Source organism: Pseudomonas sp. Irchel 3A18 (genome assembly GCF_900187465.1).
GTDB lineage: Bacteria > Pseudomonadota > Gammaproteobacteria > Pseudomonadales > Pseudomonadaceae > Aquipseudomonas > Aquipseudomonas cichorii.
Genome location: NZ_FYDI01000015.1, coordinates 1 through 18,261, shown reverse-complemented (window position 1 = coordinate 18,261; position 18,261 = coordinate 1). Strand labels below are relative to the sequence as shown.

General features: G+C 57.9%; 15 protein-coding genes and 1 pseudogene. 8 read left to right on the top strand and 8 right to left on the bottom strand.

Translation table 11 applies throughout. The features are described 5' to 3' along the window. Positions 1-78: 78 nt before the first annotated feature. Positions 79-1,317: an acyl-CoA thioesterase/BAAT N-terminal domain-containing protein gene (locus CKW23_RS21815; protein WP_177434665.1), complete on the bottom strand. Its 1,239-nt coding sequence runs from the start codon at positions 1,315-1,317 to the stop codon at positions 79-81. Positions 1,318-1,461: 144 nt separating this feature from the next. Here CKW23_RS21815 and CKW23_RS21810 point away from each other — a divergent pair, with 144 nt between their 5' ends. The 6 genes from CKW23_RS21810 to CKW23_RS21785 all read left to right on the top strand — a co-directional run bounded on the left by CKW23_RS21810 (position 1,462) and on the right by CKW23_RS21785 (position 8,270). Then, positions 1,462-2,529 (top strand): FUSC family protein, encoded by a 1,068-nt coding sequence (locus tag CKW23_RS21810; protein ID WP_025258325.1) that lies wholly within the window; start codon positions 1,462-1,464, stop codon positions 2,527-2,529. Between the two features lie 11 nt (positions 2,530-2,540). After that, positions 2,541-3,002 (top strand): Lrp/AsnC family transcriptional regulator, encoded by a 462-nt coding sequence (locus CKW23_RS21805; protein ID WP_095068322.1) that lies wholly within the window; start codon positions 2,541-2,543, stop codon positions 3,000-3,002. Between the two features lie 302 nt (positions 3,003-3,304). Further along, positions 3,305-4,348, top strand: a complete 1,044-nt coding sequence (locus CKW23_RS21800; RefSeq protein ID WP_095068321.1) for a methyl-accepting chemotaxis protein — start codon at positions 3,305-3,307, stop codon at positions 4,346-4,348. A 180-nt stretch (positions 4,349-4,528) separates the two neighbouring features. Further along, entirely contained in the window at positions 4,529-6,208 is a 1,680-nt protein-coding gene (locus tag CKW23_RS21795; protein ID WP_025258322.1) for an NAD(P)/FAD-dependent oxidoreductase, read from the top strand. A gap of 18 nt (positions 6,209-6,226) precedes the next feature. Further along, on the top strand, positions 6,227-7,027 hold the full coding sequence (locus CKW23_RS21790) for a carbon-nitrogen hydrolase family protein (protein ID WP_095068320.1): 801 nt from the start codon (positions 6,227-6,229) through the stop codon (positions 7,025-7,027). Between the two features lie 112 nt (positions 7,028-7,139). After that, positions 7,140-8,270, top strand: coding sequence for an AGE family epimerase/isomerase (locus CKW23_RS21785; protein ID WP_051427712.1), 1,131 nt, complete (start codon positions 7,140-7,142; stop codon positions 8,268-8,270). Between the two features lie 3 nt (positions 8,271-8,273). Here CKW23_RS21785 and CKW23_RS21780 read toward each other — a convergent pair whose 3' ends face one another. The 6 genes from CKW23_RS21780 to CKW23_RS21755 all read right to left on the bottom strand — a co-directional run bounded on the left by CKW23_RS21780 (position 8,274) and on the right by CKW23_RS21755 (position 14,886). Beyond that, positions 8,274-9,038: an SDR family oxidoreductase gene (locus CKW23_RS21780; protein WP_025258320.1), complete on the bottom strand. Its 765-nt coding sequence runs from the start codon at positions 9,036-9,038 to the stop codon at positions 8,274-8,276. A 743-nt stretch (positions 9,039-9,781) separates the two neighbouring features. Then, on the bottom strand, positions 9,782-10,498 hold the full coding sequence (locus tag CKW23_RS21775; protein ID WP_025258319.1) for an ABC transporter ATP-binding protein: 717 nt from the start codon (positions 10,496-10,498) through the stop codon (positions 9,782-9,784). Next, complete coding sequence (locus CKW23_RS21770; RefSeq protein WP_025258318.1) at positions 10,495-11,370, bottom strand: ABC transporter ATP-binding protein; 876 nt, start codon at positions 11,368-11,370, stop codon at positions 10,495-10,497. The genes CKW23_RS21775 and CKW23_RS21770 overlap by 4 nt, the downstream gene beginning before the upstream one ends. Next, the gene (gene livM / locus CKW23_RS21765) at positions 11,367-12,668 is read right to left on the bottom strand and encodes a high-affinity branched-chain amino acid ABC transporter permease LivM (RefSeq protein ID WP_025258317.1); all 1,302 of its coding nucleotides are present in this window, start codon (positions 12,666-12,668) and stop codon (positions 11,367-11,369) included. Before livM ends, CKW23_RS21770 begins: the two co-directional genes overlap by 4 nt. 2 nt (positions 12,669-12,670) lie before the next feature. Then, a complete protein-coding gene (locus tag CKW23_RS21760; RefSeq protein WP_025258316.1) occupies positions 12,671-13,585 on the bottom strand; it encodes a branched-chain amino acid ABC transporter permease in 915 nt (304 codons plus the stop codon). Positions 13,586-13,749: 164 nt separating this feature from the next. Beyond that, positions 13,750-14,886: an ABC transporter substrate-binding protein gene (locus tag CKW23_RS21755; protein WP_025258315.1), complete on the bottom strand. Its 1,137-nt coding sequence runs from the start codon at positions 14,884-14,886 to the stop codon at positions 13,750-13,752. A gap of 563 nt (positions 14,887-15,449) precedes the next feature. Here CKW23_RS21755 and pncB point away from each other — a divergent pair. Both pncB and nadE read left to right on the top strand, forming a co-directional pair. Then, entirely contained in the window at positions 15,450-16,673 is a 1,224-nt protein-coding gene (gene pncB, locus CKW23_RS21750) for a nicotinate phosphoribosyltransferase (protein ID WP_025258314.1), read from the top strand. 27 nt (positions 16,674-16,700) lie between these two features. Continuing rightward, positions 16,701-17,225, top strand: a pseudogene (gene nadE, locus CKW23_RS21745) (NAD(+) synthase); the annotation flags it as partial. A gap of 853 nt (positions 17,226-18,078) precedes the next feature. Here nadE and CKW23_RS26815 read toward each other — a convergent pair. Next, positions 18,079-18,261: hypothetical protein (locus tag CKW23_RS26815; protein WP_095068318.1), on the bottom strand; the 183-nt coding region annotated here is incomplete at its 5' end.

Genomic DNA, 18,261 nt, shown 5'->3' with positions numbered 1-18,261 from the left:
CGGTATTTCTGGGTGAATGCCGGGCTCAAGGCTTGAAAACCTTGATTGGTATAGTTGCGGCAATACTACTTGAATCGCTCATCTTTTCGTAGCGAGCGCCCCTTCCAGGAACCTCCTGACACCCTGCCACGACTGTTCGTTTGCCCGTGCATTCGCACTCGGACTCCCATCATCACTGTAGGTCGCCGGTATGTAAGGCAACAGAATGCTATGCCCTGCATCCTGAAAATCCAGGTGCTCTACCGGCCATGGGTGTTGATGTTCTTTCAGCCGCTGCTCGACCATGCGCCCGAACAGGCTGGAGGGCCATGCTGCATCGTCGGTGCCAGACAGGAGAATGACCGGGCCGCGGATTCTTTCGACTGCGATGCCTACGCGAGCGACTGCTTCAGGATCGTCGAGTGCGGTGAGAATGGATTCGGCATTGCGGCGTCCGGCATCGCGGGCGTCCCAATTGGCTGTTCGATTGTTGTTCCACAGGTGATCCAGCGGTTGGCCGCGATACAGCCAGGCGGGGCCGTCGCGCCCTATGGCGGGGTCAGCAGCAGCTTGTCCGCCATGAACCAGGGCACTGGGAACATAGCCGATCACGGCGGATACCAGGTCGGGAAACAGGCTGCCAAGCAGCAACACCAGTTCGCCACCACGGGACTGGCCGCTCAGGGCGATGAAGTCATTTTCCGGTTTGAGTTCGCGACGAATCCAGAGCAGCGCCTGCTGGAAATATTCCAGTGGTGTGTTGGAGATGTAGCCCGACAGACCGGGTGCCTTGAAATAACCCAGGGCCAGGGCGGCATAACCTCGCGACGCATAGAGTGCCGCTCGCGCTTCGTTGATGCCGCCACCCGAGCCATTGAGGACCATCACGGCAGGATGCGGTCCGTCACCTGCTGGCATGAATAATGTGCCCACCAATCCTCCCTCGCGAATATCGCGACGGCTGACGCCTGGCCCGGCGAGACGCTGAATCATGGTCACGGATTGATCGCAGCCCGACAGCGCGACTTCGGTCAACAGCGGTTCTAGCACCGAGTCCGGAAAGATTTCCTTGCTCGCGGCATGTTGCGGACGCTGGCTCCAGAGCAGCCCCATGGCCGATACCTCTGCGTAATCGCCCGCTATCGGCGCATCGCGCTGCAGATCGACGATCCCTTGGGCATCGGCCACAAAGGTCGCATGGCTCTGCCAGGACTGGCCTGCGCCACGACGGGTCGTTGCCGTGAGGGTTATCTGTTGGCCCGCCGCCAGACCTTCGACACAAATGCGTCGCGGCTCGTCCAGGAGAGCATCCAGCGGAGTGATTGATAAATGTGGCATCAGCTTTTTCCATGAGTCCTTGCTACCCGTCACAATGACTCAAAGCGGCAAAGCAATAAACAATTCCCCCTTCAGTTGTGGCTTACTGGAGATCGCTACCATCAAAGCATGGACACTTTCCCAACCCTCGCGGCCATTTAACGCATGACGAATTCGCGCTCTGTTTTCATCCCTTCCTGGCTACGCCCTGTTCTGCGCCCTGTGCTTGATCCGTATCGCCGTTACCGGCATGCGCGTCTGATTCATGCTGCGCGTATCGTGGTCGGGCTGCTGGTGTCGATCCTGCTGACGTCCGGTCTGAACATGCCCCACGGCGAGTGGGCTTCGGTGACGATGCTGATCGTGATCGGCGGTTTGCAGCACCATGGCAATATCGGCAAGAAGTCCGTGGAGCGCGCATACGGAACGCTGATTGGTGCAGGCCTTGGGCTGTTTGTGGTGGTGCAGCAGGGGTATCTGGAAATCCCGTTGCTGACTTACGTGATCATGTCCGTGATGTGCGGGTTCTTCGCGTATCACGCCATCGGCAAGGGCGGTTACACCGCGCTGCTGTCGGCCATCACTCTGTTTATCGTGGCCGGGCATGGGGTCAACCCGATCAGTGATGGTCTGTGGCGAACGCTGGATATCATGATCGGTATCGCGCTGGCCCTGGCCTTCTCCTTTGCCTTGCCGCTGTATGCAGTCTTCTCCTGGCGCTACAACCTGGCCAGCGGCCTGCGCGATTGCGCCAAGGTGTACGGGCGCATCCATCAGGGCGAGCCGATCAGTGCCGATGAGCACTTGAAGCTGACCGCAAGACTCAACGCCACGATGCTGCAACTGCGCTCGCTGCTGCCGTCGGTGTCCAAAGAAGTGAAGATTTCCATGGTCGAGCTGGATGCGATTCAGGGCCATTTCCGGATGTGCCTGAGCACGCTGGAGATCCTTTCAAACATTCGCCCGGCCGACCTCGATCAGGCCGCAGGCACAACTTTGAAAACCTCCATGGACGCCGACTACCGCCAGATCCGCAGGCAATTGATCGGCATGGCCCGCGCCCTACAAACCGGTGCGACCGAACGTCTGGCACGCACGTCGGAAAACACTGCCACCCAGGCTGCGATTCCTGCCGAGCTGACCGGTTACCACTTGATGACTCAGCAACTGGCGCACAACCTCGACGGCTTGCAAGAGCGCTTGTCCAGGACCGCCAAGCGCTGGAAATTTTGAAGGAGAGCACCGTGTCCGATAGCCGCCCTCTCGCTCTGGACGATATCGACCGCCAGTTGATTGCAGCCCTGCAACTCAATGCCCGGGAAAGCGTGGCCATGCTGGCGCGGCAACTGGGGATTGCCCGTACCACCGTCACTTCACGCCTCGCTCGCCTGGAAAGTACCAAGGTCATCACCGGTTATGGCGTACGCCTGAGCCAGCGGGTCGTTGATGGTGGCCTGCAGGCCTACGTGGGCATTACCGTCCAGCCTCGCTCGGGCAAAGAGGTGCTGCGTCGGCTCAGCACCCTGGCGCAGGTTCAGCAGTTATGCGCCGTCAGTGGCGAGTTCGATTATGTCGCCTGGCTGCGCACCGATTCGCCGGAACAGCTGGACCAGTTGCTGGACCTGATCGGCAGTATCGACGGTGTGGAAAAGACCACGACCTCGATCATTCTCAGCAGCAAGATCGATCGTGGTCACGCTGTTTGATCGGACTTCTGTAATGGGCTGATCAGTCTGAAAAGTGGGTAACTGGGTCTCCTTGAAAACCTGATTACGACACCTGCCTACCTTATTACGACATTGCTGAGTAATAACTAAAACTAAATACAAGCAAGATGACACTACTGATGTTTTTCAGATAGTTTGCACACATCAAGGACGCCATCAATAAACAAACAATAAATCAGGGACAACTATATGACAGGGGGCCAACAGGCCCTTTTTCAGTTTTATTTTCTCGAATTTCGAGAACGCTGCCGCCACTCCCACATTTTTCAAGTAGAACGAAAATGATTGAGCCAGAGCGGATCGTCATCCTGTCCAAAGAAGTAGAGGCGTTAGCCAATCGGGGCGTCAGTGATATTCAAGTCATCACTCGACAGACACGCTTGCTGGCAATCAATGCCCTGATCGAGGCGGCTCATGCCGGCAGCGCAGGCAAAGGTTTCTCGGTCGTGGCTGAAGAGGTCAAGAATATCTCCGAGCGTGTTTCAAAGATCGCCGGTGCACTGACTCATGACTTGCAAGCCTCGGTCAATCAGTTGATCGAACTGGGCCAGAGCATGTGTTTCGACATGCGCGGCCAGCGCCTGGCCGACCTGTCCCTGAACATGATCGAAATCATCGACCGCAACCTGTACGAACGAACGTGTGACGTCCGCTGGTGGGCAACGGATGCCTCGCTGGTCGACATGCTGACCACTCAGACACCGCAGACATGCGCTCATGCCAGCAAACGTCTGGGCATCATTCTGGACAGCTATACCGTCTACCTGGACATATGGGTCGCCGACACCACAGGACGAGTGGTTGCCTGTGGCCGTGCTGGCACTTATGAGAAAGTCATGGGGGCCAATGTCGCCGAAGAGCCCTGGTTCAAGAACGCATTGCGTCACAGCTCCAGCGACCAGTACTACGCGGGGCAGGTGGCGGTAGAACCGTTATTGAACAACTCCCAGACATGCGCCTTCAGTGCAGCCGTGCGCAGCAATGCCGGTTCCCATAGCCCCGTCGTCGGTGTGATCGGCATTTTCTTCGACTGGCAGAGCCAGGCCAAATCCGTGATTGACGGCGTTCGTCTGAGTGACGAAGAACGCGCACGCAGCCGGGTCATGATGGTCGATGCCAATCACCGGATCATTGCCAGTTCGGATACAGAAAGCCTGCTCGGCGAGCCCCTCCAGTTGCAAACCAAGGCCGGACAAAAAAGCGGTTACGGCACTCAGCAGAACAACGCCATTCAAGGCTATGCACTGACACCCGGCTTTGAAACCTGGCCGGGCATGGGATGGCTTGGCGTGATAGAGCAACAACTTCCCGCCATAGAATCCTGACACAGCCACACCCGCGAGCCAGACATCACTGGCTCGCTTGCGCAGCTCAAATCAACAAAGTGACCGCCACCCTCGTCATATTGAACAAAATCAAATCATAACGACGACACTTTGCGTCTTATTAACGTGCTCGCGCTTATCTAGACTGTGGTTTTCGCTGTAGCCGAATCAAGGTCTGTCATGAAAAACAATCGTCATCCTCAAGACGGCAAAAAGCCGATCACCATTTTTGGCCCTGACTTTCCTTTTCCCTTTGATGACTGGATCGAGCATCCGGCAGGTCTGGGCAGCATTCCGGCAGAAAACCACGGCAAGGAAGTCGCGATCATTGGTGCCGGTATCGCTGGGCTGGTGGCGGCTTATGAACTGATGAAGCTGGGCCTCAAACCTGTGGTTTATGAAGCCTCGAAAATGGGCGGCCGCCTGCGCTCACAGGCTTTCGAGGGTGCCGAAGGCATCATCGCGGAACTGGGCGGCATGCGCTTTCCCGTGTCGTCTACCGCGTTCTATCACTACGTCGACAAGCTGGGTCTTGAGTCCAGCCCATTCCCCAACCCGCTGACGGCTGCTTCAGGCAGTACCGTCATTGATCTGGAAGGCACGACTTACTACGCACAAAAGCTGTCGGACTTGCCTGCGCTCTTTCAGGAAGTGGCCGACGCATGGGCGGATGCTCTGGAGTGCGGCTCGCAGTTTGCCGATATCCAGCAGGCCATCCGCGACCGCGATGTGCCGCGCCTCAAGGCGCTGTGGAACACGTTGGTTCCGCTCTGGGACGACCGCACGTTCTATGATTTCGTCGCCACCTCCAAAGCCTTCGCCAAGCTGTCGTTCTATCACCGGGAGGTATTCGGCCAGGTGGGCTTTGGTACTGGCGGCTGGGACTCGGACTTCCCCAACTCGATGCTGGAAATCTTCCGCGTAATCATGACCAACTGCGACGAGAACCAGCACCTGATCGTGGGCGGAGTGGAACAGGTTCCGCTGGGCATATGGCGTCATGTACCGGAGCGTTGTGCCCACTGGCCTGAAGGCACCAGCCTGTCGTCACTGCATCGCGGCGCGCCACGCACCGGGGTCAAACGCATTGCGCGGGCCGAGGACGGAAACCTGGCCGTCACCGACAACTGGGGTGATACGCGGCATTATTCGGCGGTGCTGACCACCTGCCAGAGCTGGTTGCTGACCACCCAGATCGAGTGTGAAGAGTCGCTGTTCTCGCAAAAGATGTGGATGGCCCTGGATCGCACCCGCTACATGCAGTCCTCGAAAACCTTCGTCATGGTGGATCGTCCGTTCTGGAAAGACAAAGATCCGGAAACCGGCCGCGACCTCATGAGTATGACCCTCACCGACCGGCTGACCCGAGGCACTTACCTGTTCGATAACGGCGACGACAAACCGGGGGTGATCTGCCTGTCCTATTCATGGATGAGCGACGCCCTGAAGATGCTGCCGCAGCCTATCGAGAAGCGGGTGAAACTGGCGCTGGATGCCTTGAAGAAGATCTATCCGAAAGTGGATATCTCCGCACGCATCATCGGTGACCCGATCACCATTTCATGGGAAGCCGACCCGCATTTCCTCGGGGCCTTCAAAGGTGCGCTGCCGGGCCATTACCGCTATAACCAGCGGATGTACTCGCACTTCATGCAGCAGGACATGCCCGCCGAACACCGCGGCATGTTTCTGGCCGGCGACGATATATCCTGGACCCCCGCATGGGTCGAGGGCGCAGTGCAGACGTCATTGAACGCCGTGTGGGGCATCATGACTCACTTTGGTGGCAAGACGTCCCCAGAGAATCCGGGCCCCGGCGATGTGTTCCACGAGATCGGCCCTATCGCCCTGGCGGACTGATTCAGGAGGAAAACAGCCATGCGTATCGCACTGTATCAATGCCCGCCAATGCCACTGGATATCGACGCCAACCTGTTGCGGCTGGAGCAACAGGCTCGGACGGCGGCAGAGCAAAAAGCCAGTCTGCTGGCCTGCCCGGAGATGTTCCTGACCGGTTACAACATCGGAGCAGAAGCGGCTCGCAAACTGGCGCAACCGGCCGATGGGCTCGCAGCTTCTCGTGTCGCAACCATTGCCCGGAACCACGGTATCGCGATTGTGTATGGCTATCCCGAACTCGGCAGTGACGGGCATATCTACAACGCGGCGCAACTGATCGACAGCCACGGACAGAGCCTGGCCAACTATCGCAAAACCCATCTGTACGGTGAGCTGGACAAGTCGATGTTCACGGCGGGCAGCGATGACTTTCCAGTGGTGGCGCTTGATGGCTGGCGTCTCGGCCTGCTGATCTGCTACGACGTGGAGTTCCCCGAAAACACCCGTCGCCTGGCGCTCGCCGGTGCCGAACTGATTGTGGTGCCGACGGCAAACATGGAGCCTTACGATTTCATCTGTGACATTACCGTGCGAGCGCGGGCGTTCGAGAACCAGTGTTATGTGGTGTATGCCAATTACTGTGGCCGCGAGGGCGAGATTCATTACTGCGGACAAAGCAGTATTTGCGCACCGGACGGCAGCCGCCCGGCCCTGGCGGCGCGGGATGAAACGCTGATGGTCAGTGAGCTGGACAAACCATTGCTGGAAGGCACACGGGCGATCACGCCCTATTTCCATGATCGACGGCCGGGGTTGTACAGCTATCTGACCAAGACCTGAGTTTTGAAGGGATTGTTCGCGAATAAATTCGCTCCTGCGGCGGCCTGAGCGCAAATCCCGAGCGCCTCCTGCTAACATGTCGCGCATCTCGACACTGCCGTGACGCCAGCCGATGCCCCATGCTTCCAGTTCTGCCTCAAGGTCTGAATTGACCTCCAGCCTCACCCGCCTTCAGGAACACTTCTTCAAAGTCGTCGTGCCGCTCTGGCAAGGTCCTGGCTGGAACGCGCAACTGGCGTTGCCTTATGAAGCGCTCGATGCGCAGCACCATCCTCTGCCGCCACAACGCTACAGAGCCATGGCCTGCGCCCGGCAGTTGTTCCTGTTTTCCAGCCTGATCGGTCACCCGGACTTTCCGGACGCCGCGACTCGCGCGGGTGCGCTGTTTCGCTCCATGCAGCAACACTTTCATGATGCGGAACACGGCGGCTGGTTTTACAGCATCGATCCACAAGGCCAACCGCTGGACCGCCGCAAGGATCTCTACACCCATGCTTTCATCATCTTTGCCTTCGCCCATTACTGGGCCAGGGTAAAAGAGCCTCTGGCCGAGTCGGCACTCAATGCCGCGCTGAACGTTGTCGCAGAGCGTTTCGACGATGGGGCCGGTCTTTACGAAGCGAGCCTGGATGAAGACTGGTCCACGCTGGGCAGCGGGCCTTTGCAGAACCCGTTGATGCATCTGGCTGAGGCGTTTCTGGCAACGCTGTCGGTACGTCCGGATCCCAAGACCCAATCGGCCCTGAATGGGCTGGTCACTCACATGCAGCGCCGCTTCATCGACCCGGCGACGGGTGTGATGCTGGAGAAACCGCTGGGGGCTGTGGATAACTGGTATGAACCGGGACACCAGTTCGAGTGGTTTTTCTTGCTGCACACCTCTGCCGAACTGCGCAGCACTCCGTTGTATGCCTCGTTGAACCGGGCGTTCGCGCTTGCAGAGACTCAGGGCGTCGATCAGCAAACCGGTGCGGTGACCGCGATGCTGACATGTGACGGTGTTGTACGTGATGGCACCCAGAGAATCTGGGCACAGGCCGAATATCTGCGGGCGCTGGCGTTGCGTCCTGACGGCCTGAGCCGCCTGGATCAACAACTCACAGCGCTGCAACAGCGATTCCTGCATGCCGGTGGCTGGCATGAATGCCTGGATACCAATGGCCAGGTCAGTCGCAGCGATATGCCTTCAACGACGCCCTATCACCTGGCCACCTGCTACATCGGCCTGGCCGAACACCTGTAGGAATCAACCGCGGTTGCGGTCGATCGCAAAACCGGCCCAGGTCTGGCTGACGGGCATCAGCTCAAGGCTGTTGATGTTGACGTGCGCCGGAGTGTTCATGATCCAGAAGATCGTCTCGGCGATGTCCTCTGGCTGGATAGGCTCGGCACCGGCATAGGTCGCATCGTACTTGGCCTGATCACCACCGAAGCGCACCAGCGAGAACTCGCTTTCGCACAGGCCCGGCTCCAGGTTGGTTACACGTACGCCCGTGCCGATCAGGTCATTGCGCAGGTTCAGCGAGAACTGCCCCACGAATGCCTTGGTGCCACCATATACATTGCCGCCCGGATACGGGTAGTTGCCCGCAACAGAACCCAGGTTGACGATACTCGCGCCACGACCATGGCCGATCAGACGCGGCAGCAGCAGGCGTGTGGTGTAAACCAGGCCTTTGATGTTGGTGTCGATCATGGTGTCCCAGTCATCCAGATCGCACTTGGGTGCAGGGTCGATGCCCAGCGCCAGGCCTGCGTTGTTGATAAGTCCCCGAATGGTCGAGAACTCTTCCGGCAAACCAGCGATGGCGCTTTCCATGGCAGCGCGGTCACGTACATCCAGCACCAGTGTATGCACCTTGGTTTGCGCTGACAGCTCGGCGCTCAAGGCGTCCAGACGCTCCTGGCGGCGGCCGGTCAGCACCAGCGACCAGCCCGCTTCGGCAAAGCGACGGGCGCAAGCTTCGCCAAACCCGGAAGTAGCGCCCGTGATGAATACGGTGGAAGTCATTTCGTTCTCCTGACATGGCGCAATAAAAGCGCAGCCTGTTAATAAGTTCACAGCAAGACCGGCAGGATGCCCGCCCGGAGCCGTCTGGATCAAGCATGTGGACAAAGCTGCCCACAGAAAACCATAACTGTACAAAAAACGAACAACACCAGCAAAGCCACGCATCACAAGGCCTGCAAGGGGTTTTGCCCACCTTATCCACAGTCAGGCCCACAAACTCTGGGGGCAAGTGTAAAACCCTGGATGGCTTGCATTTCAAGGGCTGTAGCGCATCGGGAGAAGTTTTTCCCTTGACTTTGAAACCGACACCCAGGCCCCACAAAAGTGAGCAAAACCTTGCACCGCCCTCCAGACCAATAACAATGCCGCTTACCCGACTATTTCCAACGCTTGCCCACAGACTTATCCACAGGCTTGCGCATCACACGAACTGTATGAACAACCAGGTATCAAGGCGTTGACAAAAGCCTGTAGAGAACATCTAAAAATGACTGATCAAAAAACAACCACCCCGCTATAACCCTTATATATAAAGGCCTACAGCCAAATACTCCCAAGTTATTAACAGCCAGTTCCACAGTAAACCTGAACAAGTCAAAACCGTGACAAAACAACCGTTTGCAGCGGCTTTATGTCGCGTTTGAGTGGCCTGTCAAAATTGTTTTCCACAATTTGAAAAAACAGCGCCCCGAGTGAAAGACACCCGGGGCGCATGGATAAACGCTGCTGTTTTTTTGACTGAATCAGTGCCCGCCCAGATAAGCGCTCCTGACCTCTTCATTGACCAGCAATTCCTGCCCGGTGCCTGACAGGCGGATTTCACCGTTGACCATCACATACGCACGGTCGGACAGCTTGAGTGCGTGGTTGGCATTCTGCTCGACCAGGAAGATCGTCATACCGGTGGCCGCCAGTTCGCGCAGGGTCGAGAAGATCTGTTTGACGATGATCGGCGCCAGGCCGAGGCTCGGCTCGTCGAGCAGCAACAGTTTCGGGCGGCTCATCAGGGCTCGGGCGATGGCCAGCATCTGCTGCTCGCCACCGGACATGGTCATGGCGCGCTGGTTACGGCGCTCCTTGAGCCTGGGGAACAGATCGAACATGCGCTGCATGTCTTCGGCCGAATGCTTGTCGCCAATCGGTATGGTGCCCATCAACAGGTTTTCCTCGACCGACATGTCAGGGAATACCCTGCGCCCTTCCGGCGACTGCGCAATGCCGTTGGAAGCGATGTAGTGCGACGACTTCTGCGTGATATCGATGCCCTGATAGAGGATCTGCCCGCTGGCAGCACGCGGCTGGCCGAAGATCGACATCAGCAGCGTGGACTTGCCCGCGCCGTTGGAGCCGATCAGGCTCACGGTTTCGCCTTCATCGATATGCAGCGAAACCTTCTTGAGAGCCTGGATCGGCCCGTAATACACATCGATCTCTTTCATTTCGAGGATCGGCTTGCTCATACCAATTCCTCTTCATCAGCGCCCAGATAAGCGGCGATCACTTTAGGATCGTTGCGGATCTGCTCCGGTCTGCCAGCGGCAATCACGTTGCCGTGGTCCAGCACCACAATATCGTCGGAAATATTCATGACCATACCCATGTCGTGCTCGATCAGCACGATGGTCATGTCATGTTCGTCCCTCAGCAGGCGGATCATGCCGCTCAGGGCTTCGGTTTCCTGAGGGTTGAGGCCGGCGGCAGGCTCGTCGAGGCAGATCACCTGGGGCCGTGTGCACATGGCCCGGGCAATTTCCAGGCGGCGCTGCTGACCGTAGGACAACTCACCGGCGAGGCGGTTGGCGCAGCCCACCAGATCCACCACTTCCAGCCAGTAGAACGCCGTATTGAGTGCATCCTCCTCAGCCTTGCGATAGCCCTTGGTATTGAGAATGCCGCTGAGCAGGCTGCGATTGACCCACATGTGCTGGGCCACCAACAGGTTTTCCACTACCGACATTTCCTTGAACAGTCGAATGTTCTGGAACGTGCGCGCCAGCCCGGCCCGGTTGACCAAATGGGTACCGCCGAACATCTTGTAGTACAGGCGGCTGAAGAAGCTCTTGGGTGAGACGAAGTCTGTCGCAGCAAACGACTCGCCCAGCAGCTTGATCACATTGGTGGTCTTGCCACGGGTATGCAGCTCGATACGTCCGCCCGTGGCTTTGTAGAAACCGGTCAGGCAGTTGAAGACCGTGGTCTTGCCCGCGCCGTTTGGGCCGATCAGGGCAAAGATCGAGTTGCGACGAACTTGCAGGCTGACATCGCTCAACGCCTTGATGCCGCCAAAATGCATCATCAGATGCTCGACCGAGAGAATGACTTCATTGCTCATGACGCCGCTCCTTCTTTGGTCAGCATGCCCTTGCGCGGCATCACACCAGTACGGCTGATGCGGATCAGGCCCCGAGGCCGCCAGATCATCATCAATACCATCAGGATTCCGAACAGCAGTACCCGGTACTCGGAGAAACTGCGCAGCAGTTCGGGCGCGACCGTCAGCACGAAAGCCGCAATCACTACCCCCACCGTCGAGCCCATGCCACCCAGCACCACAATCGCCAGGATCAGTGCCGACTCGAAGAAGGTGAAGGAAGTCGGGTTGACGAAGCCCTGATAGCTGGCGAAAAACACACCGGCCAGACCGGCCGTCGAAGCCCCGATGGTGAACGCCGACAGCTTGACGAGCACATGATTGAGCCCCATCGAACGACAGGCAATCTCGTCTTCGCGTAGCGCTTCCCAGGCACGGCCGATGGGCATGCGAGTCAGGCGATGCTTGATGAACAGCACGGCCAGCACCACGATGAACAGCACGGTATAGATGAACAGGAATTTCAGGTCCGGGTTGTAATCGAAGCCGAAATATTCGTGAATCGGAATACCGCCCTCTTTGGCACGACGTCCGAACTCCAAGCCAAAAAAGGTGGGCGCTGGCACGGGGACGCCATTCGGGCCGCCGGTAAAGGACAGCCAGTTGTTGAGCACCAGACGGATGATCTCACCGAAACCCAGGGTCACGATGGCCAGATAGTCGCCGTGCATGCGCAACACCGGAAACCCCAGAATGCACCCGGCCAATGCAGCGGCAATCGCCGCCAGAGGCAACGCCGACCAGAAACCCAGGCCCAGATACTGGTAACCCAGAGCCAGGCCATAGGCACCAATGGCATAAAACGCCACGTAGCCCAGGTCCAGCAGCCCGGCCAGACCGACCACGATGTTCAACCCCAGCCCGAGCAGAACGTAGATCAGCCCGAGGATGACCACAGTCAGCAGGTACTTGTTGGCAAAGATCGGAAACACGATGGCGATCACGATCAGCAGCGGGATGATCCAGTAGAGGCTCGACTTGTGATCGGGCTTGAGCACATGCACGCCCGAACCGGAGCTCTCGAAACTCTGGCTGATGCGAATGCCCTTGGGCGTCTGCAGGAACAGGCTCATGAGGAAACGACCCGCCATGACCACCGCCACCAGCAGGGCAACACGGGTCGGTTGCAGGTTGAAGCTGTAGCCGTCGAGCACGATGCCCACGATCGGGCCGAAGACGATCAGCGCCAGCAGCCCGGCAATCACAGCGTCGATCAGGCTTTTCTTGATATCGATAGGTTTAGCGACAGAAGCAGACATACTTATACCTTCGCCACGAGTGGGCGACCCAACAGGCCTTGAGGACGGAAAATCAGGATCAGTACCAACAGGCCGAAACTGAACACGTCTTTGTAATCGGAGTTGATCAGGCCGGAGAACTGCGACTCGGCCACCCCCAGGATCAAGCCTCCCAGCATCGCGCCCGGCAGCGAGCCGATACCACCCAGCACTGCGGCAGTGAACGCCTTGATGCCGATGACGAAGCCGGCATAGAAATCGAATGTGCCGTAGTTCATGGTGATCAGCACACCCGCCAGCGCGGCCATGGCAGCACCGATGATGAACACGTAGGAAATGACCCGATCCGTATTGATCCCCAGGATCGACGCCATCTTGCGATCCTGTTGCGTGGCGCGGCACATGCGGCCCAGCTTGGTGTACTTGATGATGTAGGTCAGCAGCGCCATGCCGGCGAAAGCGGCGATCAGAATGAAGATCTTGGTGTAGGTGATCTGCACGAAGCCGGTTCCGACCTCGAAGCGCCACGCGCCTTCAAGAAGCGTGGGCACACCCTGCTGCCGGGCGCCCTGACTGATCTGCGCGTAGTTCTGCAGGATCAGGGAAATACCGATGGCGCTGATCAGCGGTGCCAGCCGGGTCGAGTTGCGCAGCGGCTTGTAAGCCACCCGCTCAATGACGAAGCCGTAGACACCTGTCACCACGACGGTGAAGATCAGCGTCCCGAGAATCAGGAATGGAAACGACTCCAGACCGAAGAAAGACAGAACCGCCAGGCCGATTGCGGCCAGGTAGGCGGAGATCATGTAAACGTCGCCATGGGCGAAGTTGATCATGCCGATAATGCCGTAGACCATCGTGTAGCCGATGGCAATGAGGCCGTAGACAGACCCGAGGGTCAGCCCGTTGACCATTTGCTGCAGGAAAATACCGTCCATCACGCACGCTCACACACTTGAAGGCCGCTCAAGGCACTGCTCGCCCTGCCCTGAGGGCAAAACGAGCAGGTCCTGCGGCAACAGAAGAGTCCAGGCCCGCCGAGGCGCGAGCCCGTTACCATGCCTGCCCCGCCCGAAGAGGCAGGTCAGGCGCTGTATCTATCTCACTTCTGTTGTTCAAGCTGCTTGTATTTACCGGTCGCGTCCCACTGATACACCACATAGTCGGAGACTTTCAGGTCGCCCTTGGCATCCCAGCTCTTCTCGCCCATGACCGTCTTGACCGGGTTGGCTTTCAGCCATACGGCCGCAGCATCGCCCTTGTTGGACTTGGCACCGTTGAAGCCGGCAGCCAGCACCTGTACGGAAGCGTAGGCATACAGGGTGTAGCCTTCAGGCTCGTAACCGGACTTGCGGAACTCATCGACCACTGCCTTGCTCTCCGGCAGCAGGCGCGGGTCAGCCCCGAAGGTCATGTACACGCCATCCACGTACTGTGGGCCGCCTGCGGTCCTCACCAGCTCATCAGTCACGACGCCATCATCGGACATGAACTTGACGTCCTTGAGGCCTTGCTCGCGCAGTTGACGAACCAGCGGGCCAGCCTCCGGGTGCAGACCACCGAAGTAGACGACATCGGCGCCCACCGAACGGATCTTGGTAACCAGAGCACTGAAATCTTTCTCGCCACGGGTCAGGCCTTCGTACAGGACCTCTTTCACGCCACGCTTGGCCAACTGGGCACGGGTCGCATCGGCGAGCCCCTGACCGTAGGTGTCCTTGTCGTGGATAACCGCGATTTTCTTGCCTTTGAGCACATCGACGATGTAATCGCCGGCAACCACGCCTTGCTGATCGTCACGCCCGCACATGCGGAACATTTCTTTCAGGCCACGCTCGGTAACAGCCGGGTTGGTGGAACCCGGAGTAATGGCAATCACGCCTGCATCGCTGTAGACCTCAGAAGCCGGAATGGTGGATGAGGAACAGAAGTGCCCCACAACTCCCACAACCTTGTCCTGATCGACCAGACGGTTGGCGACAGCCACGGCCTGCTTCGGCTCGCAGGCATCATCGCCACGGACCAGAACAATCTTCTCCCCGTTGACGCCACCTGCTGCGTTGATCGCATCCGCAGCCGCCTGAGCGCCCTTCATATACTGCTCGCCAAACGATGCGTTGGCACCGGTCATCGGGCCTGCAACGCCAATCTTCACGTCAGCTTGAGCAAACGAAGACACGCCCAATGCAGTTGCCACTGCGATTGCCAGAAAGCCTTTCCTGTAAAACGTATGCGACATGAGTGGTGCTCCTGAGGTTTTTTTAATTAGCACTGCAACTACAAGCGTTGCTTAGAGCAAGGGGCGTGCCATCACTTTTCATTCGGCGAGCCGGAATGTCTGTGCAGCCGTCTCGGTACTGACCGATCCTTGGAAAAGGGCCGTGCAACCGCCTGCAACGCAAAAGGTGCAACCATGGAAAAACATGGCGCAACCCGAACAGACAGAAACGGCGAACCACACACTCCCCGACGTGCAACCCGGCTGTAACCGGTCACGTCACCGAAGTGCACACCCCCAGTGCGCATACGCTACGAGACGCACCATTTGAGGTTAGTGGAAGCACAGGAAAACGCTGGCGATGATGCACAAACCCGGACTGCAAGCCCCGCCATGAGGCATGCCGATCTGTTACCCGCAGATGTCCGGCGCCCATCACTGTCCCGGTTTTTCTGCACGCAATGCGGGAACAGTTGGATCATCCGGCAAGTTAAGGGTGACAATGGGAACCCAGCAGGCCGCGAGCACTCTGAACACGACATTCGCGAGCCCAACGTTATCGGCTGCTCTGGAGATCCAAATCAATGAGCGGGAGCGCCTTCTCGAATCGCATCGTGCAAAATCTGCTCGATACCGATTTCTACAAGCTCACCATGATGCAGGCGGTACTGCATAACTATCCCAATACCGATGTGGAGTGGGAGTTTCGCTGCCGAAACGGCGAAGACCTGCGGCCCTACCTGACCGAAATCAGGCATCAGATCGAATTGCTGTGCGAGCTGTCGTTGAGCAACGAACACCTGGCATTCCTGGAGCGCATCACCTTTCTGAAACCCGACTTCCTCAGGTTCCTGGGGCTGTTCCGCTTCAATACCCGTTATGTGAAGACCAGCATCGAAAACGATGAGCTGTGCATTCGCCTTAATGGTCCGTGGCTGCATGTAATCCTGTTTGAAGTCCCCTTGCTGGCCATCGTCAGCGAAGTCCGTAATCGTCATCGTTACCCGGACATCATGCTCAGTCAGGCGCGTGAACGTCTCTACGACAAGTTCGAGTGGCTGACCAGCAACGCCAGTACGGATGAACTGGCCGAACTGAAAGTTGCTGACTTCGGCACCCGCCGTCGCTTCTCCTACGGCGTGCAGGAAGCAATCGTGCAAGTGCTCAAACGTGACTTCCCCGGCCAGTTCGTCGGCACCAGTAATGTGCATCTGGCACGCGAGCTTGATCTCAAGCCGCTGGGCACCATGGCTCATGAATGGATCATGGCGCACCAGCAACTCGGCCCGCGCCTGATCGACAGCCAGATCGCCGCGCTGGACTGCTGGGTTCGCGAGTACCGCGGGCTGCTGGGTATCGCCCTGACCGACTGCATCACCACCGATGCCTTCCTGAGCGACTTCGATCTGTATTTCGCCAAGCTGTTCGACGGTCTGCGCCACGACTCGGGCGATCCGGTGAAGTGGGCTGAAAAATGCATTGCTCACTATCAGAGGCTGGGTATCGACCCGACGAGCAAGACCCTGGTGTTCTCCGACGGCCTGAGCCTGCCCAAGGCGCTCGAGATATTCCGGGCATTACGCGGCCGCATCAATGTCAGCTTCGGGATCGGCACCAACCTCACCGCCGACATTCCAGGCATTGCACCGATGAACATGGTGCTGAAAATGACCGCATGCGCCGGGCAACCTGTGGCAAAGATTTCCGATGAGCCAGGCAAGGCGCAATGCAAGGACCCGAACTTCGTCTCGTACCTGCGACACGTGTTCAAGGTGCCCGCTTTGACTGCACCTGAAAAACCCGTTTGAATTGTCCCGACTTACGAGGAGTGACTCATGCACGCCGTACAACAGCAGATCGCTGAACAGCTCAATGTCCAGCCGCCTTTCGCCGACCACAACGCTTTGCAGACCGAAGTGGCCCGCCGCGTGGACTTCATCAAGGAGTGCCTGCTCAATGCAAGGCTCAAGACGCTGGTACTGGGGATCAGCGGCGGCGTCGACTCACTGACCGCTGGCCTGCTGTGCCAGCGCGCCGTCAAGGAACTGCGCAGCAGCACCGGCGACGACAGCTACCGCTTCGTTGCCGTACGCCTGCCGTATGTGGTGCAACATGACGAACACGAAGCCCAGGCTTCTGTGGATTTCATCGATCCGGACGAGCGTCATACCGTCAACATCGGCGAGAGCGTCAAGGCACTGGCCGCCGAAGTCAGGGCCTTCGATGGCAAACCCGCAGGCACGGTGGACTTCGTGCTCGGCAACACCAAGGCGCGCATCCGCATGGTGGCGCAGTACACCATCGCCGGGGCTTATCAGGGGTTGGTGGTAGGTACTGATCATGCGGCCGAAGCCGTCATATCTTCCCCCCTACACTAAACTGCACAACCACCTCTAAACCCCCCGTCTCAGAGGCTTCCTAAGAACTTACAATCAGAGGATACTGAACATCAGTAGCTGTGAAACTGATATGGATGCAGTAAGAAATGAAGGTGGTAGCAGTTCGACGCAAAGAGCTAGACCTCACTGAATCGGTCTTGGCCCATGGCCCATTCCGAGAGCGATTCCTCGCTCAGCCTGAATCCATAGAGCCGCTAGTGAAGGTAACAGGCAGTGCTCTGTTCGCTGACGATGAGCGCCTTCTCCCTTTAGTGTCGTCCTACCTCAACCGACATTACAGAAACACCATCCTCGCAGACCCAACCGTCCTTTCATACGGTCGACGAATTTCCTACCTCCTGACGTACTTGAATGCTAAGCCCGAGTACAGGACATGTGATCGTGATGATGCCTTGCTGAGCGTAGGACTGGGTCACCTTGAAGCGTACCTCTCCAAGCTCGACTCAGACGGTCTCGCCTCGACGACAGTCCAATCACGAGACACAACATACAACCACCTGTTCTCCAAGCACCTGTGCAAGCCGTTTGGTACTACGCCTCCCCTTCGGGCAGACAACCCATATGAACATGGCCCACTTCGACCGGGTAGTGCAGACACACGAGGCATCATCCAGCCCGGCAGCATGGCAGAACTGGAAGCAGTGATCCTCAAAGCACACTCGGAGCGTGAGCGGTGCTTGCTGCAAGCGATGTATGACTCTGGCCTACGTGTGTCTGAAGTGCCACGAATTACGCTTCAAGACATTCGTGATGCCCTAGCCCATCAGACCCTGCACCTTGTCTCCCCAGAAACGAACATCCCGATCAACGCTGACTACTCACTGTTGCCGCTGACCGAAAACTGACCCAGTAGAGGCTGTTCTGCCGACTGAAAACTGACCCAGGTGTTCAACTGCTTCTGCTCACTTTTTGAGCAGGAGAACACAGGGTGATCAGCATGGAAATGTTGGGAAAAATCCGGCGGATGTACTTCCGCGACAAGCTCTCGCTGCATCAG

Excerpts from the sequence above, each read along its gene's own strand:
- CKW23_RS21815 (WP_177434665.1), bottom strand. The coding sequence starts at position 1,317 with ATGCCACATTTATCAATCACTCCGCTGGATGCTCTCCTGGACGAGCCG.
- CKW23_RS21810 (WP_025258325.1), top strand. The coding sequence starts at position 1,462 with ATGACGAATTCGCGCTCTGTTTTCATCCCTTCCTGGCTACGCCCTGTT.
- CKW23_RS21800 (WP_095068321.1), top strand. The coding sequence starts at position 3,305 with ATGATTGAGCCAGAGCGGATCGTCATCCTGTCCAAAGAAGTAGAGGCG.
- CKW23_RS21795 (WP_025258322.1), top strand. The coding sequence starts at position 4,529 with ATGAAAAACAATCGTCATCCTCAAGACGGCAAAAAGCCGATCACCATT.
- CKW23_RS21790 (WP_095068320.1), top strand. The coding sequence starts at position 6,227 with ATGCGTATCGCACTGTATCAATGCCCGCCAATGCCACTGGATATCGAC.
- CKW23_RS21785 (WP_051427712.1), top strand. The coding sequence starts at position 7,140 with ATGCCCCATGCTTCCAGTTCTGCCTCAAGGTCTGAATTGACCTCCAGC.
- CKW23_RS21780 (WP_025258320.1), bottom strand. The coding sequence starts at position 9,038 with ATGACTTCCACCGTATTCATCACGGGCGCTACTTCCGGGTTTGGCGAA.
- CKW23_RS21775 (WP_025258319.1), bottom strand. The coding sequence starts at position 10,498 with ATGAGCAAGCCGATCCTCGAAATGAAAGAGATCGATGTGTATTACGGG.
- CKW23_RS21770 (WP_025258318.1), bottom strand. The coding sequence starts at position 11,370 with ATGAGCAATGAAGTCATTCTCTCGGTCGAGCATCTGATGATGCATTTT.
- livM (WP_025258317.1), bottom strand. The coding sequence starts at position 12,668 with ATGTCTGCTTCTGTCGCTAAACCTATCGATATCAAGAAAAGCCTGATC.
- CKW23_RS21760 (WP_025258316.1), bottom strand. The coding sequence starts at position 13,585 with ATGGACGGTATTTTCCTGCAGCAAATGGTCAACGGGCTGACCCTCGGG.
- CKW23_RS21755 (WP_025258315.1), bottom strand. The coding sequence starts at position 14,886 with ATGTCGCATACGTTTTACAGGAAAGGCTTTCTGGCAATCGCAGTGGCA.
- pncB (WP_025258314.1), top strand. The coding sequence starts at position 15,450 with ATGAGCGGGAGCGCCTTCTCGAATCGCATCGTGCAAAATCTGCTCGAT.